The sequence below is a fragment of the Salmonella sp. SJTUF15570 genome, from assembly GCF_043357055.1.
Taxonomy (GTDB): Bacteria; Pseudomonadota; Gammaproteobacteria; order Enterobacterales; family Enterobacteriaceae; genus Salmonella; species Salmonella enterica.
In genome coordinates this window covers 118,223-133,842 of record NZ_JBEUKJ010000007.1, presented here as the reverse complement: position 1 = coordinate 133,842, position 15,620 = coordinate 118,223, and the positions used below count along the sequence as shown (strand labels likewise).

Genomic DNA, 15,620 nt, shown 5'->3' with positions numbered 1-15,620 from the left:
CGGTTTATTCGTTATCCGGGGTACGGCTAACAAACCCGACGAACCGCGTTCCCTTATAGCTCAGCGTACCTTGATCGCCCACCGTCAAAGCGTGGTACTGCTGCGCTTGTAAACGGAACGTTTTTTCGAGACCGCCATTGAGCGGCTTAAAACTGGCCTCATAGCGCATACTGGTTCCCGCCGGGATCACTTCCTGCTGGCGAGAGCGTCGGTCGTTAACCGGCTTCTCCCGTTTATTGCTGACCACGACCTGATTTTGCTGTAACGGCGCCGCCTCATTAGCGGCTTTTTCCCGCCGTTGCTGAACGAAGCGAAACGACGCGGCAACTACGATTAATGCGATGATTATAATGAAGAAAAGCGGTGGCTTACTCATACTGTTAACCTGTCAGAAAATGCGGAAATAAGCATACCCTGCCCGTTATAGTGTTGTCATCTGACCGTCACGGCCTCTACACTGAATAATAGAGCCGCAAGCATACCGTTTGCGAAAAAATAACGAATTCAAGGAATTAAGATGCTTTGGTCGTTTATCGCTGTCTGCCTGTCCGCATGGCTGTATGTGGACGCCTCCTATCGCGGGCCAGCCTGGCAACGCTGGGTTTTTAAGCCCGTCACGTTATTACTATTGCTGTTACTGGCCTGGCAAGCGCCGATGTTTGACGCCATCAGTTATCTTGTGTTGGCCGGACTGTGCGCCTCGCTGGTCGGCGATGCGTTAACGCTCTTGCCGCGTCAACGCCTGCTGTACGCCGTCGGGGCATTTTTCTTATCGCATCTGCTCTACACCATTTACTTTGCCAGCCAAATGACGTTGTCGTTCTTCTGGCCGCTGCCGCTGGCGTTACTGATAGTCGGCGCGTTGCTTATCGCCGTTATCTGGACGCGACTGGAGGAGCTACGCTGGCCGGTATGTACTTTTATCGCCATGACGCTGGTCATGGTCTGGCTGGCGGGCGAACTGTGGTTCTTCCGCCCAACGGCGCCAGCCCTTTCGGCCTTTACCGGCGCGACGCTGCTGTTCATCGGCAATATCGTCTGGCTGGGTAGCCATTACCGCCGCCGTTTCCGGGCGGATAACGCGATTGCCGCCGCCTGCTACTTTGCAGGACACTTCCTGATTGTTCGCTCGCTGTACCTGTAAATAATAGCGCTTGACTCTGGAGTCGACTCCAGAGTGTATCCTCCGGTTAATGAGAAAATTATCATCAACCGGAGGACGTTATGTCGACCCCTGATACCGATGGCAAAAAAGTCCCGCCCTTTACCTCCTTCAGATTAGCCCCGGCAATACAAAAGGCCGATAGCTGCTGCTGCGAAGAACATTGCGCGTCCAGCGCGCCTGTTTCTACTGCCGTGGCAGGCACGCGCTATACCTGGAAAATCTCCGGTATGGACTGCGCCGCCTGCGCCCGAAAAGTGGAGAATGCGGTACGCCAAATTCGCGGCGTCAACCAGGCGCAAGTGCTGTTCGCCACCGAAAAGTTAGTGGTCGATGCCGACACCGACCTCCGCACGCAAATTGAACGCGCCGTACAGAAGGCGGGTTATACCTTGCGTAGCGAAGATTCTCGCGACGCCGCGCCTGAATCTCGTCTTAAAGAGAACCTGCCGCTAATTACGCTGATCATTATGATGGCGATAAGCTGGGGGCTGGAGCAATTTAACCACCCGTTCGGCCAACTGGCCTTTATCGTCACCACTCTGGTCGGTCTGTATCCTATTGCCCGCCAGGCGCTGCGGCTGATGAAAAGCGGCAGTTGGTTCGCTATTGAAACGCTGATGAGCGTCGCCGCCATTGGCGCGCTGTTTATTGGCGCGACGGCGGAGGCGGCAATGGTATTGCTGCTGTTCCTCATCGGCGAGCGCCTGGAAGGATGGGCCGCCAGCCGCGCCCGTAAAGGCGTCAGCGCGTTAATGGCGCTTAAACCGGAAACGGCGACCCGTCTGCGCGACGGCGTGCGGGAAGAGGTCGCTATTAATACCCTGCGACCGGGCGATATTATCGAAGTCGCCGCCGGGGGGCGTTTACCCGCCGATGGTAAACTGGTTTCCGGTTTCGCCAGCTTTGATGAAAGCGCGCTCACCGGCGAGTCTATCCCTGTGGAGCGCGCAACGGGCGACAAAGTCCCGGCAGGCGCGACCAGCGTTGACCGTCTCGTCACCCTGGAGGTGCTATCTGAACCTGGCGCCAGCGCGATTGACCGTATCCTGACGCTGATTGAAGAGGCGGAAGAGCGCCGTGCGCCCATTGAGCGGTTTATTGACCGTTTCAGCCGCATCTATACGCCAGTCATTATGGTCATCGCGCTGCTGGTGACGCTTATTCCGCCGCTGATGTTCGATGGCGGCTGGCAGGAGTGGATTTATAAAGGGCTGACGCTGCTGCTCATCGGTTGCCCGTGCGCGCTGGTGATCTCCACGCCCGCGGCCATTACCTCCGGGCTGGCGGCGGCGGCACGGCGCGGCGCATTGATTAAAGGCGGCGCAGCGCTGGAGCAACTGGGCCGTATCACGCAGGTCGCCTTTGATAAAACCGGTACGTTGACCATCGGTAAACCACGGGTGACGGCGATTCATCCGGCAAGCGGTATCAGCGAAGCTGAACTGTTGGCGCTGGCGGCAGCCGTAGAACAAGGCGCTACGCACCCGCTGGCGCAGGCTATTGTCCGCGAAGCGCAGACACGCGATCTGGCGATCCCGACGGCGGAATCGCAGCGAACGCTGGCCGGAACCGGGATTGAAGCGCAGGTTAACGGCGAACGAATTCTGATTTGCGCGGCGGGAAAACAGCCTGCGGCAGCGTTTGCCGGGCAAATTAGCGAACTGGAAAACGCCGGGCAGACGGTGGTTCTGGTGCTGCGTAACGAGACCGTACTTGGCGTCCTCGCCCTCCAGGATACGTTGCGTGACGATGCGCGCGACGCCATCCGCGACCTGCATCAGTTAGGCGTTAACGGCGTGATTCTGACCGGCGATAACCCACGGGCGGCGGCAGCGATTGCCGGCGAGCTGGATCTGGCGTTTAAAGCCGGACTACTGCCGGAAGACAAAGTGCGGGCAGTCACCGCCCTTAACCAACAAGCGCCGCTGGCGATGGTGGGCGACGGCATTAATGATGCGCCCGCGATGAAAGCCGCCAGTATCGGAATTGCGATGGGCAGCGGTACTGACGTCGCGCTGGAAACGGCTGACGCCGCCCTTACTCATAACCGTCTGAGCGGGTTAGCGCAGATGATTACGCTGGCGCGCGCTACCCACGCGAATATCCGGCAGAACATCACCATTGCGCTGGGGCTGAAAGCCATTTTCCTGGTGACGACGCTACTGGGTTTTACCGGGCTATGGCTGGCAATCCTGGCGGATACGGGAGCCACGGTATTAGTGACCGCCAACGCGCTACGTTTGCTGCGTAAAAACTAATCTTCTCCCACCCGGCGGCATGTCGCCGGGTTATCCCGCGGTATTCCTTTCTTTGTTCATATTATTCACGCGAAAATTATTTATTTTCTATTACTTATCAAACCATTAATCAGAAATAGCGTGATTTGATGTAAGGTTAATTTTTATCCAACCGATATTGATCATACCGTCTACAAAATAAGGAATGTTAGGCACTATGAAAAATATCAAAGTCATCACCGGCGTTATCGCGACGCTGGGCATATTTAGCGCCTTATTGTTGGTGACAGGAATACTGTTTTATTCCGCCGTCAGCAGCGATCGGCTGAATTTCCAGAATGCGAGCGCACTGAGTTACCAACAACAGGAACTGGGCGGCAGTTTTCAGACATTGATTGAAACCCGCGTCACCATTAACCGCGTGGCGATACGCATGTTAAAAAATCAGCGCGATCCCGCCTCGCTGGACGCCATGAACACGCTGTTAACCAACGCTGGCGCGTCGCTCAACGAAGCGGAAAAGCATTTCAACAACTACGTGAACTCCGAAGCGATCGCGGGCAAAGATCCGGCGTTGGATGCCCAGGCCGAAGCCAGCTTTAAGCAGATGTATGACGTTTTGCAGCAGTCTATCCACTATCTTAAAGCCGATAATTACGCCGCTTATGGCAACCTTGACGCGCAAAAAGCGCAGGATGACATGGAGCAGGTATATGACCAGTGGCTCTCTCAAAATGCGCAATTAATAAAATTAGCCAGCGATCAGAATCAGAGCAGTTTTACCCAGATGCAATGGACGCTGGGGATAATTCTACTTATCGTGCTCATCGTACTGGCGTTTATCTGGCTGGGGCTGCAACGCGTTCTACTCCGCCCGCTGCAACGGATTATGGCGCACATTCAAACTATCGCCGACGGCGATCTTACCCATGAGATAGAGGCCGAAGGACGCAGTGAAATGGGCCAACTGGCTGCCGGTCTCAAAACGATGCAGCAGTCGTTAATCCGTACCGTCAGCGCGGTGCGCGATAACGCAGACTCTATCTATACTGGCGCAGGCGAAATTTCCGCCGGTAGCAGCGACCTCTCTTCCCGTACCGAACAGCAGGCCTCGGCGCTGGAGGAAACCGCCGCCAGCATGGAACAGTTAACCGCCACGGTACGGCAAAACACCGATAACGCACGACAGGCGACGGGTCTGGCGAAAACCGCATCAGAAACCGCGCGTAAAGGAGGACGCGTGGTGGATAACGTAGTGAGCACCATGAACGATATCGCCGAAAGCTCGGAAAAAATCGTGGACATCACCAGCGTGATTGACGGTATCGCCTTCCAGACTAATATTCTGGCGCTGAACGCCGCGGTAGAAGCTGCCCGCGCCGGCGAACAGGGGCGAGGATTCGCGGTCGTGGCCGGAGAGGTACGCACGTTGGCCAGCCGTAGCGCGCAGGCCGCCAAAGAGATCAAAGTACTGATTGAAAACTCCGTGTCGCGCATTGATACCGGCTCTACGCAGGTACGCGAAGCGGGAGAAACTATGAAAGAGATCGTTAACGCCGTGACCCGCGTGACCGATATTATGGGCGAAATCGCCTCTGCCTCCGATGAGCAAAGCAAAGGCATTGAGCAGGTGGCGCAGGCGGTATCGGAAATGGACAGCGTGACGCAGCAAAACGCCTCGCTGGTAGAGGAATCCGCAGCAGCAGCGGCGGCGCTGGAAGATCAGGCTAACGAACTTCGTCAGGCGGTCGCCGCGTTCCGCATCCAGAAACAACCTCGTCGGGAGGCGTCGCCGACGCCGTTAAGCAAAGGCTTAACGCCACAGCCCGCCGCAGAACAGGCGAACTGGGAAAGCTTCTAATCAGAATGCTATCTGCCGTGCGGTTAATGCGCTTTACGCAATAAATAGCGGTACGGCAGACCCTCCGTCTCTTGCGCCAGCAAATCGTGTTCCATAAAGGTACAGAACCCCGGAATATCACGCGTCGTCGCCGGATCGTCGGCGATAATCAGCAATGTTTCGCCAGTTTGCATGTTGCGCACCGTTTTGCGCACCATCATTACCGGTTCAGGGCAACGCAGCCCCAGGGCGTCAAGCGTATGGTCAGGGGAGGAAAACAGATCGCTCATCTTCGTCTCAATGGTAGAAAAACGGCGATATTTTACGCCCATCTTCGTCAGTAAGCCAGGCAGGTTAACGATTGCGTGAAAATTAGCCATTGCAATGCCAGCGCAAAACAGTATCATGCGGCGGTTCTTTATTGGGTTCCCTCACCCCATCCAACAAAAAGGTCACAATATGACTCCGTTTACACAATCACAGCGCGTAAAAGCGTTGTTCTGGCTATCGCTATTCCATTTACTGGTGATCATTTCCAGTAACTATCTGGTGCAGCTCCCCATCACTATTTTTGGTTTCCACACGACCTGGGGCGCGTTTAGTTTTCCTTTTATTTTTCTCGCCACCGATCTTACCGTGCGTATTTTTGGCGCACCGCTGGCGCGCCGCATTATCTTCGCCGTCATGATCCCCGCGCTGCTGGTGTCATATGTGGTGTCATCGCTGTTCTATATGGGCGCCTGGCAAGGTTTCGCCGCGTTGGCGAACTTTAATCTGTTCGTCGCCCGTATCGCCGCCGCCAGCTTTATGGCCTACGCGCTGGGACAGATCCTTGATGTCCATGTGTTTAACCGCCTGCGCCAAAATCGTCGCTGGTGGCTGGCGCCGACCGCTTCAACGCTGTTTGGCAATATCAGCGATACCCTTGCCTTTTTCTTCATTGCGTTCTGGCGAAGCCCCGATGCCTTTATGGCCGGGCACTGGATGGAAATTGCGCTAGTGGATTATTGCTTTAAGGTGCTCATCAGCATTATTTTCTTCCTGCCGATGTACGGCGTTCTACTGAATATGTTGCTGAAAAAGCTGGCAGATAAATCTGAAATTTCCCCATTACCGGCAAGTTAAAGGTTCGTTTTCCGAGTTGTGATAAGATGAGCGAATGAGCCGTTATGGCCGTTTATCGAAAGGAAGAAGTCAATGCGCAATTTGGTTAAATATGCCGGTATTGGCCTGCTGGTTATGGGGCTTGCGGCCTGTGATAACAACGATACAAAAGCGTCGGCAGAAAGCGCCGCCGCAGAAAGCCAGGCCTCCGGTCAGCCCATCAGCCTGATGGATGGCAAACTCAGTTTCTCACTGCCGGCAGATATGACCGATCAAAGCGGTAAGCTGGGCACCCAGGCGAATAATATGCACGTTTATTCTGACCCGACGGGCCAGAAAGCGGTGATTGTTATTGTCGGCGATAATACCGATGAAGCGTTGCCGGTGCTGGCGAACCGCCTGCTTGAGCAACAGCGTAGCCGCGACCCGCAGCTTCAGGTGGTCACCAATAAGTCTATTGAGCTCAAAGGCCATACGTTGCAACAACTGGACAGCATTATCTCCGCGAAGGGCCAGACGGCGTACTCTTCCATCGTGCTGGGCAAAGTGGATAACCAATTACTGACGATTCAGGTCACGCTGCCTGCGGACAATCAGCAAAAAGCGCAAACCACGGCTGAAAACATCATCAATACGTTAGTTATTAAGTAACCTTTACGATGATGATGCGGCCTCCGGCAGTGCAGACGGAGGCCGTTTTTTTAAGCGCCAGGTCAGCAATAGCGCCATCGTTACCAGCCCGGCTGCCGCCAGATAAATCACCGGCACGCCCGCCCAGGTCATCACCAGCCCCGCCAGCGGCCCGGTCACCCCCAAAGACATATCCATAAAGACGGTATAGGTCGCCAGCGCCGCACCCTGGTTCTGCGGCGGCACGGCTTTGACGGCCACCACGCCCAGCGCCGGAAAGACCAGAGAAAAACCCATCCCCGTGAGTAAAACGCCGATTTTTGCCATCCACGGCATGGCTGCCGTTCCCACCAGTAACAGACCAATAATCTCCACGCCAAAGCAGATCATGGCGACATTCAACCCGCCTAAACGATTGATGCCGTTAGGGAACAGCAAACGCGTGCCGACAAACGCGACGCTAAATAACGTGAGCGCAAAGGCGGCGCCATCCCAACCTTTAGCATCATAAAATAAGGTAATAAACGTCGCGATGACGCCAAACCCTGCCGAGGCCAGTGCCAACGCCATACCATACAGCCAGACACGCCCCAGCACCGCGCGAAACGGCAGCGGCTTGCCTTTGTTCGCCTTCACCGACGGACGTGGAAGGGCTAACAGTATCGCCAACAGCGCCACGCCCATCACCGTTAGCGCCAGCCCCTGTAACCCGCCCCAGGCATAACACAGCACGCCCAGCGGCGCGCCCATCGCCATTGCGCCGTAGGTGACGATACCGTTCCAGGAGATGACCCGACCAATATGCAACGACCCGACGACGCCGACGCCCCACAGTGTCGAACCGGTGCCGGCAAAACTTTGCCCAATCCCCAAAATCACGCGACCCAGCCCCAGTAGCAACAAACTGATCATCGGCCAGGCGCTGGCGATATCCGCCAGCAGGTAGCCGAGTCCGCTTAAAAAACAGCCGCATAAGCCAAAGACAACGATTTTTTTCGGCCCTAATACATCCGCATACCGCCCGGCATGGGGACGGCTTAACAGAGTGGCGAAGTATTGCAGGCTGATAATAAGCCCCGCCCAGAACGCGCTGAATCCCATCGCATCATGCACATAGCCGGGCAAGACGGCGAGCGGCAGGCCGATGGTCAGGTAGCTGGCAAAGTTAAACATCACAATGGAGACAATACGCAGATTGAGGCGCAATCCGTTTAGCGCCGGTTCAGCGACGGGTTCGGGCATGAGTATCACCGCATTTTTACAACATGTTTTCTTTTCTATCATGGCGCGCGGTGAAAATCAGTAGTGAGATTCAGATTATCGGTATCAGGGCAGCCGCTACACTTAGAAAAAAACACAACAAGGAAAACTTCATGGCAACCGCTCAACCCGACAAAACGGGTATGCATATTCTGCTGAAACTGGCCTCCCTGGTTATTATTCTCGCCGGGATTCATGCCGCGGCGGATATTATTGTACAACTCTTGCTGGCGCTCTTTTTCGCCATTGTTCTTAATCCATTAGTGACCTGGTTTATTCGCCGGGGCGTGAAGCGACCGCTGGCGATTACTATCGTGGTGGTTGTCATGCTGATCGTGCTTACCGCGCTGGTGGGTGTGCTTGCCGCATCGCTTAATGAATTTATCGCTATGCTGCCTAAATACAGCAAGGAGCTGACGCGTAAGGTCTTACACCTTCAGGAGTTAATGCCCTTCCTGAATTTACATATGTCGCCGGAACGTATGCTCCGCGGGATGGACTCCGATAAAATCATGCTCTTCACCACAACATTAATGACCGGCGTATCGGGCGCGATGGCAAGCATTGTGCTGCTGGTGATGACCGTGGTTTTTATGCTGTTTGAGGTGCGTCACGTGCCTTATAAATTACGTTTCGCGCTAAACAATCCACAAATTCATATTGCCGGCCTGCACCGCGCCCTGAAAGGCGTCTCGCATTATCTGGCGCTGAAAACGCTGCTCAGTTTATGGACGGGCGCGATTATCTGGCTGGGGCTGGCGTTAATGGATATTCAGTTTGCGCTAATGTGGGGCGTACTGGCCTTTTTGCTCAATTACGTTCCTAATATCGGCTCGGTGATTTCCGCCGTTCCCCCCATGATTCAGGCGCTGTTATTTAACGGTTTTTACGAGTGCGTACTGGTCGGCGCGCTCTTTTTGGTGGTCCATATGGTGATTGGCAACATTATGGAGCCACGCATGATGGGCCATCGTCTGGGAATGTCCACGCTGGTGGTATTTCTTTCGTTATTGGTCTGGGGATGGCTATTAGGCCCGGTCGGGATGCTCTTGTCCGTTCCTTTGACCAGCGTCTGCAAAATCTGGATGGAAACCACTAAAGGCGGCAGCAAACTGGCGATCTTACTGGGGCCAGGCCGACCGAAAAGCCGTTTACCGGGATGAGGCGACAGATGCTACAATCTCCTCTTCTTCATAGGCAACGTTGGTCCTGATATGTACCAGGTCGTTCTGGGAAAAGTGTCAACATTAAGCGCAGGTCAATTGCCCGACGCGTTAATCGCTCAGGCGCCGCAGGGCGTTCGCCGGGCAAGCTGGCTGGCCGGGCGCGTGCTGCTTTCCCGTGCGCTCTCGCCGCTACCGGAGATGGTGTATGGCGAACAGGGTAAACCGGCTTTTTCCGCCGGAACGCCGCTGTGGTTTAACCTCAGCCATAGCGGCGACACTATTGCTCTGTTGCTTAGCGACGAAGGTGAAGTCGGCTGCGATATTGAAGTGATCCGCCCGCGCGATAACTGGCGTTCGCTGGCAAATGCGGTATTCAGCCTCGGCGAACATGCTGAAATGGAAGCGGAACGTCCGGAGCGACAACTGACGGCCTTCTGGCGTATCTGGACGCGTAAAGAAGCCATCGTAAAACAACGCGGCGGCAGCGCCTGGCAAATCGTCAGCGTGGACAGCACGTTGCCCTCTGCCTTGTCGGTCAGCCAGTGTCAGCTCGATACGCTCAGTCTGGCAGTCTGTACCCCCACACCGTTTACGCTGACGCCGCAGACGATAACAAAAGCGTTATGACACATTAATTTTTCCCTCTGGCGGCGGACGTGTGTTACAAAATGCGGAGCTTCCCATGCGCCGACGCGCCATACCAAAAGGTTTAAGTCAGATGCAACGTGTCACCATCACCCTCGATGACGATTTACTGGAAACGCTGGACAGCCTGAGCCAGCGACGCGGCTACAATAATCGCTCCGAAGCGATCCGTGATATTCTGCGCGGCGCTCTGGCGCAGGAGGCCACCCAGGAACACGGTACACAGGGTTTCGCGGTACTTTCATATGTTTATGAACATGAGAAACGGGATTTAGCCAGCCGCATCGTCTCCACCCAGCATCATCATCATGATTTATCCGTCGCCACGCTGCACGTCCATATCAACCACGATGACTGTCTGGAGATCGCCGTTCTGAAGGGCGATATGGGCGACGTACAGCATTTTGCCGATGATGTTATCGCCCAGCGCGGCGTGCGCCACGGCCACTTGCAGTGTTTGCCGAAAGAAGACTAACGCCGGGGGCGCTTCGCTTGCCCGGCCTACGCTCGCACGTCTGTCGTTTGTAGGCCGGATGAGGCGCAGCCGCCATCCGGCAATAATGTTTACGCCATTGTGCCAATCGTTTTTCTGAAGCGTAACAGCGCTATCAGGAAGAACACGCCGCCTATCGCCAGCAGGGTCAGGAACTGCGGCCAGACGATACTCAAACCTGCGCCGCGATAAAGAATAGCCTGGGCAAGACTGACAAAATGCGTCGTCGGCATGGTCAGCATAATATCCTGCACCGCCTGCGGCATACTTTCACGCGGCGTGGAACCGCCGGAAAGCATTTGTAGCGGTAACAGTACCAGAATCATTAATAACCCCAGTTGCGGCATCGAACGGGCGATGGTGCCCATAAAAATCCCAATTGAAGTGGTGGCGAACAGGCTCAGCGCTACGCCCAACATAAACAATGGGATCGATCCTTCAATCGGTACGCCAAGTACGCCTTTCACCATCAGCATCAAAGACAAACCGGAAACCACCAGCACGACCAGCCCCATCGACCATACTTTTGCCATCATGATCTCAAAGGGCGTGACCGGCATCACCAACAAATGCTCTACTGTGCCGTGTTCTCGCTCGCGGATCAGCGCCGATCCGGTCAGCACTATCGCCAGCATGGTAATGTTGTTGATAATCGCCATCACGCCGCCAAACCACGCCGGGTCCAGATTCGGGTTAAAGCGCATCCGAATCTCCAGCGACACCGGCTGAACGTTATCTCCCCGCGCGCGCGCCACAAAGCTGTTGACCTCGCCGCTAATAATATTCTGGATATAACTGTTGCCGGTAAACGCCTGACTCATGCGCGTCGCATCGACGTTAACCTGAATATCAGGCTGACGTCCGGCCAGCACATCACGCTGGAAATTCGGCGGAATATTGACCGCAAAGGTATAGCGTCCGGCATCCAGTCCGGCATCCATTTCCGTTGCCGTAATCATCTCCGGCGGCAGAAACCACGGGCGGTAAAAACTATTCACAATACGGTTCGACAACTGTGACTGATCCATATCGGCGATGGCGATAGGGGCAAGATGCAACGAACCGGGCAGGACGGTAGCGGAGGAGTAAACCGAAATCGTAAAGGCGAAGACGATCAGCGCCAGCATCGCTTTGTCGCCCAGCAGACTGCGCAGTTCTTTAACGCCGAGATTATAAATATTACGTAATCCGCGCATTACCCCTCCTGTTTTTTCAGCAGCAGAATGCTCAGACCCATCACCACCGGGACGGCAATCAGTAACGGCATAAATAACGGCCAGAGATCGGACAGATCCAACGCTTTGGAAAACGTCCCGCGCGCGATCGTCAGAAAATGGCTGGTCGGGTAGATCTCGCCGATCCATCTTCCCGGTCCTTCCAGCGAAGCCACCGGATCGATCATGCCGGAAAATTGTGTTGCCGGAATGAGGGTAATAATCGACGTCCCAAAAATAGCGGCGATTTGGCTCTTCATAAACGTAGAGATCAGCAGCCCCAGACCGGTGGCGATGATGACGTAAAGCAGCGCCGCGAGGGTAAGCGTGAGAAAGCTGCCTTTCAGCGGCACGCCGAACACAAAGACCGACAGCGCGCACAGTAGCAAGAAGTTCAGCATACCCAGCGCGATATACGGCAGTTGTTTACCCAGCAAAAATTCGCTGCGCGTCGTCGGCGTTACGTACAGATTAATCATCGACCCCAGCTCTTTCTCCCGCACCACGCTCAGGGCGCTAAGCATTGACGGGATCATCATGAGCAGCAGCGGAATGACCGCCGGGACGATAGCGGGCAGACTTTTCACATCCGGGTTATAGCGATAGCGCGTTTCAATGTTGAGCAGCCCGGTCTGTTTAACCGGGTTCGGCTGACGACTTGCCGCCTCCTGCAGCCAGCTTTGGTGCATCGCCTGAACGTACCCCTTCACCGTCTCGGCGCGGCTGGGCATGGCGCCATCCACCCAGACGCCAATCTGCGCTGGCGTACCGCGAGCAATATCGCGGCCAAAATTAGGCGGGATCTCAATGGCAACCGCCAACTCTCCCGAACGCATCCGCCGGTCAAGCTCGTCATAGCTGGCGAGCGGCGGCTGTTCGATAAAATAGCGCGATCCCGCCAGATTGAGCGACCATGCCTGGCTGCTGACGGTTTGATCGCGGTCGAGTACGGCAAAACGCAGGTTCTCCACGTCCATACTGATGCCATAGCCCATAATCAGCATCAGAATTACCGTTCCCAGCAGCGCCAGCGTCGAGCGTACCGGATCGCGGCGTAGCTCCAGCGCTTCGCGGCGACTGTAGCTGAACAAACGCCGGAAGCTCAATCCCTGCCGCGACGGTTTACCTGACGCGGCGGGCGTCTGGGATGGCGGTATTGGGGTTTCAGGCGCCGCTCCCGCAGCTTCCTGTAGCCAGGAAATAAACGCCGCCTCCAGATTGGCCGCGCCCCGCTGTTGCACCAATTCCTGCGGCGTACCGCTGGCGAGCACTTTACCGGCGTGCATCAATGACATTCGGTCGCAACGTTCCGCTTCGTTCATAAAATGGGTCGAGATAAAAATCGTCACCTTATCCTGACGCGAAAGATCGACCATAAGCTGCCAGAACATATCCCTGGCGACCGGATCAACGCCGGACGTTGGCTCATCAAGAATCAGCATTTCCGGGCGATGGATCACCGCTACCGCCAGCGATAAACGCTGGCGGATACCGAGCGGTAACGAAGCGGGGAGCGTATCTTCCACCTCCGTTAGCATAAAGCGTTCGATCATCTGCGCGACGCGCGCCGGGATCTCCGCTGGCGGAATATGAAACAGGCGGGCATGAAGTTCCAGATTCTGCCGCACGGTGAGTTCGTTATAGAGCGAAAAAGCCTGCGACATATACCCGACCCGGCGACGAGTATCGATGTCGTTCGGGTCCACCGGCTGGCCAAATAGCCAGGCCTGGCCTTCGCTGGCGGGAAGCAGACCGGTCAGCATTTTCATGGTGGTCGATTTGCCGCAACCGTTTGAACCGAGGAAGCCAAAAATCTCGCCGCGCGGAATGCGGAAATTAACATGGTCAACCGCGACGAACTTACCGAAGCGCATGGTCAGATCTTTCGCCTCAATGGCAATCTCTTCCTGCTCAGCGTGATACGGCGGGATCACCACTGGCTTATGCGCCTGGCGCTGCGCTTCTGGCAACAGGGCGATAAACGCCTGTTCCAGCGTCGCGCTATGGGTTTTTGCCCGCAGTTGCTGCGCGCTGCCGGTTGCCAGTATCTCGCCCGCATTCATCGCCACCAGCCAGTCAAAACGCTCCGCCTCTTCCATATAGGCCGTTGCGACCAACACGCTCATATTGGTCTGCCGTTGGCGGATACTGTCGATTAAGTCCCAGAACTGAGCGCGGGAGAGCGGGTCCACGCCGGTGGTAGGCTCATCAAGAATCAGCAATTCCGGGTCATGAATCAGCGCACAGCACAGCCCCAGCTTTTGTTTCATCCCACCGGACAGCTTCCCGGCAGGACGGTCACGAAACGGCGCCAGGCCGGTGCTGTTCAGCAGCTCGGTAATACGCGCTTCGCGTTCAGCTTTGTCATGACCAAAGAGACGAGCGAAAAAATCGACGTTCTCATAAACCGATAACGTGTGATAAAGGTTTTTCCCCAGCCCCTGCGGCATCCAGGCGATGCGCGGACAGACGTCGCGGCGATGTTTCGCATCGCGCATATCGCCGCCCAGGACGATAACGTTCCCTTGCTCAATCACCCGCGCGCCAGAAATCAGCGACAGCAGGCTCGACTTACCCACCCCGTCCGGACCAATCAGCCCGACCATACTACGGGCGGGAATGTCCAGCGTGATATTGTTCAGCGCGACCGTTTTTCCGTAATGCTGGCTCACCCCCTCAAGCTGCGCCACGGGAGGAACAGGCACCAGCGTCAGCGACGTCATTGCGACAGCCTCACGCTTAGAGCGTCAGGCCAGGGCACGCGCTCATCCAGACGAACCCAGGCCATTCCCGGCAAACCGGTTTTGACATATTCCAGATGCTGTCGCAGTAGCTCTGGCGGAATACGCGCTTTGACGCGGAACATCAGCTTCAGTCGTTCATCGTGGGTTTCCACGGTTTTGGGCGTGAACTGCGCCACGCTGGCGACAAAACTGATCGTCGCCGGAATACGCAGATCCGGCGCGGCGTCCAGCACCAGTCGCGCTTCGCCGCCGATCTTCAACAACCCCGCCTGTTCGGTCGGCAGGAAAAATGTCATATAAACATCGCTGAGATCGACCATGTTCAACACCCGGCCGCCAGCCGATAACACTTCGCCCGGCTCCGCAACGCGGTACTGCACGCGTCCATCGCGCGGCGCTTTTAATTCGCTGTCGTCGATGTCGGCGACAATACGCCGCTCGGTCGCCTGCGCCGCTTCCACGCGCGTTTGCGCCTGGATAATACTGGTACGCGCCGCCTCAATCGCCGCTTTTGCCGCAGATACCTGCGCTTTGGCGGTCTCCAGGGCGGCGCGCGCGCTTTCCGCCGCCGCGCGATCGTCATCTAACTGTTGTACAGATACCGCGCCACGCTGCGACAGCGAACGGGAACGCACGTGACGTTTAGAGACGGAGTCCAGCTCAGCTTCCCGCTGTTTGACGACCGACTGCGCGGCGCGCATTTCACTCTGGCGTTGCTCCAGCAAGGCGCGGGCGGCGGCAACTGCGCTCTCGGCCTCTTTAATCTGCGCAATCGCCTCCAGCCGCTGCTCCTGCAATACGCGGGTATCCATTTTCGCCAGCACCTCGCCCTGGCGAACGAACTGCCCTTCCGAAACGAGGATGGTATCAATACGCCCGGCAATCTTAGTGGCAATATCCACTTCGGTGGCTTCAATTCTGCCGTTGCTGGCGGCAAACCCCTCCGGTATTCCCGCAGGGCGCAGCATCCACCAGGCTATCGCGGCCACCGCCACAAGAATCCCCGCTCCCCACCACACCAGATGACGCTTCATTTTGTCCATAATCGACCCGCCGTAATCCCTGTTGTCTAACCATGCGTGTCACAAAGTCCGCCGGGCGTGCGCTCAGCGGGGGTTTCCA

At 56.1% G+C, this 15,620-nt stretch carries 14 protein-coding genes; 8 read left to right on the top strand and 6 right to left on the bottom strand.

All coding sequences use genetic code 11. From position 1 onward, the window contains the following. Positions 1–4: 4 nt before the first annotated feature. Positions 5–376, bottom strand: coding sequence for a DUF2500 domain-containing protein (locus ABVN44_RS15690; protein WP_000042860.1), 372 nt, complete (start codon positions 374–376; stop codon positions 5–7). Positions 377–517: 141 nt separating this feature from the next. On the opposite strand from ABVN44_RS15690, the gene ABVN44_RS15685 reads away from it, so the two are divergent. The 3 genes from ABVN44_RS15685 (at position 518) to ABVN44_RS15675 (ending at position 5,263) form a co-directional block, all read left to right on the top strand. Beyond that, positions 518–1,144, top strand: coding sequence for a lysoplasmalogenase (locus tag ABVN44_RS15685; RefSeq protein WP_000964735.1), 627 nt, complete (start codon positions 518–520; stop codon positions 1,142–1,144). An 80-nt stretch (positions 1,145–1,224) separates the two neighbouring features. Continuing rightward, complete coding sequence (gene zntA, locus ABVN44_RS15680; protein ID WP_023231467.1) at positions 1,225–3,423, top strand: Zn(II)/Cd(II)/Pb(II) translocating P-type ATPase ZntA; 2,199 nt, start codon at positions 1,225–1,227, stop codon at positions 3,421–3,423. Between the two features lie 196 nt (positions 3,424–3,619). Continuing rightward, complete coding sequence (locus tag ABVN44_RS15675) at positions 3,620–5,263, top strand: methyl-accepting chemotaxis citrate transducer (protein ID WP_000789682.1); 1,644 nt, start codon at positions 3,620–3,622, stop codon at positions 5,261–5,263. Between the two features lie 23 nt (positions 5,264–5,286). On the opposite strand, the gene tusA is transcribed toward ABVN44_RS15675, so the two are convergent. Next, positions 5,287–5,532, bottom strand: a complete 246-nt coding sequence (gene tusA / locus ABVN44_RS15670) for a sulfurtransferase TusA (RefSeq protein ID WP_001541054.1) — start codon at positions 5,530–5,532, stop codon at positions 5,287–5,289. 169 nt (positions 5,533–5,701) lie between these two features. Here tusA and ABVN44_RS15665 point away from each other — a divergent pair, with 169 nt between their 5' ends. Both ABVN44_RS15665 and ABVN44_RS15660 read left to right on the top strand, forming a co-directional pair. After that, a complete protein-coding gene (locus ABVN44_RS15665; RefSeq protein ID WP_001518097.1) occupies positions 5,702–6,367 on the top strand; it encodes a 7-cyano-7-deazaguanine/7-aminomethyl-7-deazaguanine transporter in 666 nt (221 codons plus the stop codon). A gap of 72 nt (positions 6,368–6,439) precedes the next feature. After that, the gene (locus ABVN44_RS15660; RefSeq protein ID WP_001245277.1) at positions 6,440–6,997 is read left to right on the top strand and encodes a DcrB family lipoprotein; all 558 of its coding nucleotides are present in this window, start codon (positions 6,440–6,442) and stop codon (positions 6,995–6,997) included. A gap of 3 nt (positions 6,998–7,000) precedes the next feature. Here the strand turns inward: ABVN44_RS15660 and ABVN44_RS15655 are convergent, their stop codons facing one another. After that, complete coding sequence (locus tag ABVN44_RS15655; RefSeq protein WP_077248389.1) at positions 7,001–8,260, bottom strand: MFS transporter; 1,260 nt, start codon at positions 8,258–8,260, stop codon at positions 7,001–7,003. 89 nt (positions 8,261–8,349) lie between these two features. Between ABVN44_RS15655 and ABVN44_RS15650 the strand changes: the two genes are divergently transcribed. The 3 genes from ABVN44_RS15650 to nikR all read left to right on the top strand — a co-directional run bounded on the left by ABVN44_RS15650 (position 8,350) and on the right by nikR (position 10,522). After that, entirely contained in the window at positions 8,350–9,399 is a 1,050-nt protein-coding gene (locus tag ABVN44_RS15650) for an AI-2E family transporter (protein ID WP_000179588.1), read from the top strand. Between the two features lie 51 nt (positions 9,400–9,450). Further along, a complete protein-coding gene (gene acpT / locus ABVN44_RS15645) occupies positions 9,451–10,029 on the top strand; it encodes a 4'-phosphopantetheinyl transferase AcpT (protein ID WP_020899344.1) in 579 nt (192 codons plus the stop codon). 91 nt (positions 10,030–10,120) lie between these two features. Beyond that, positions 10,121–10,522, top strand: a complete 402-nt coding sequence (nikR, locus tag ABVN44_RS15640) for a nickel-responsive transcriptional regulator NikR (protein ID WP_001190057.1) — start codon at positions 10,121–10,123, stop codon at positions 10,520–10,522. An 89-nt stretch (positions 10,523–10,611) separates the two neighbouring features. Here nikR and ABVN44_RS15635 read toward each other — a convergent pair whose 3' ends face one another. From ABVN44_RS15635 to ABVN44_RS15625, 3 genes are read right to left on the bottom strand one after another with little or no spacing between them, the layout of a single operon-like run. Further along, positions 10,612–11,736: an ABC transporter permease gene (locus ABVN44_RS15635; RefSeq protein ID WP_001214750.1), complete on the bottom strand. Its 1,125-nt coding sequence runs from the start codon at positions 11,734–11,736 to the stop codon at positions 10,612–10,614. Next, a complete protein-coding gene (gene rbbA, locus ABVN44_RS15630) occupies positions 11,736–14,477 on the bottom strand; it encodes a ribosome-associated ATPase/putative transporter RbbA (protein WP_000202924.1) in 2,742 nt (913 codons plus the stop codon). The genes ABVN44_RS15635 and rbbA overlap by 1 nt, the downstream gene beginning before the upstream one ends. Further along, positions 14,474–15,541, bottom strand: coding sequence for an HlyD family secretion protein (locus ABVN44_RS15625; protein WP_000359836.1), 1,068 nt, complete (start codon positions 15,539–15,541; stop codon positions 14,474–14,476). Before ABVN44_RS15625 ends, rbbA begins: the two co-directional genes overlap by 4 nt. Between the last annotated feature and the right edge of the window lie 79 nt (positions 15,542–15,620).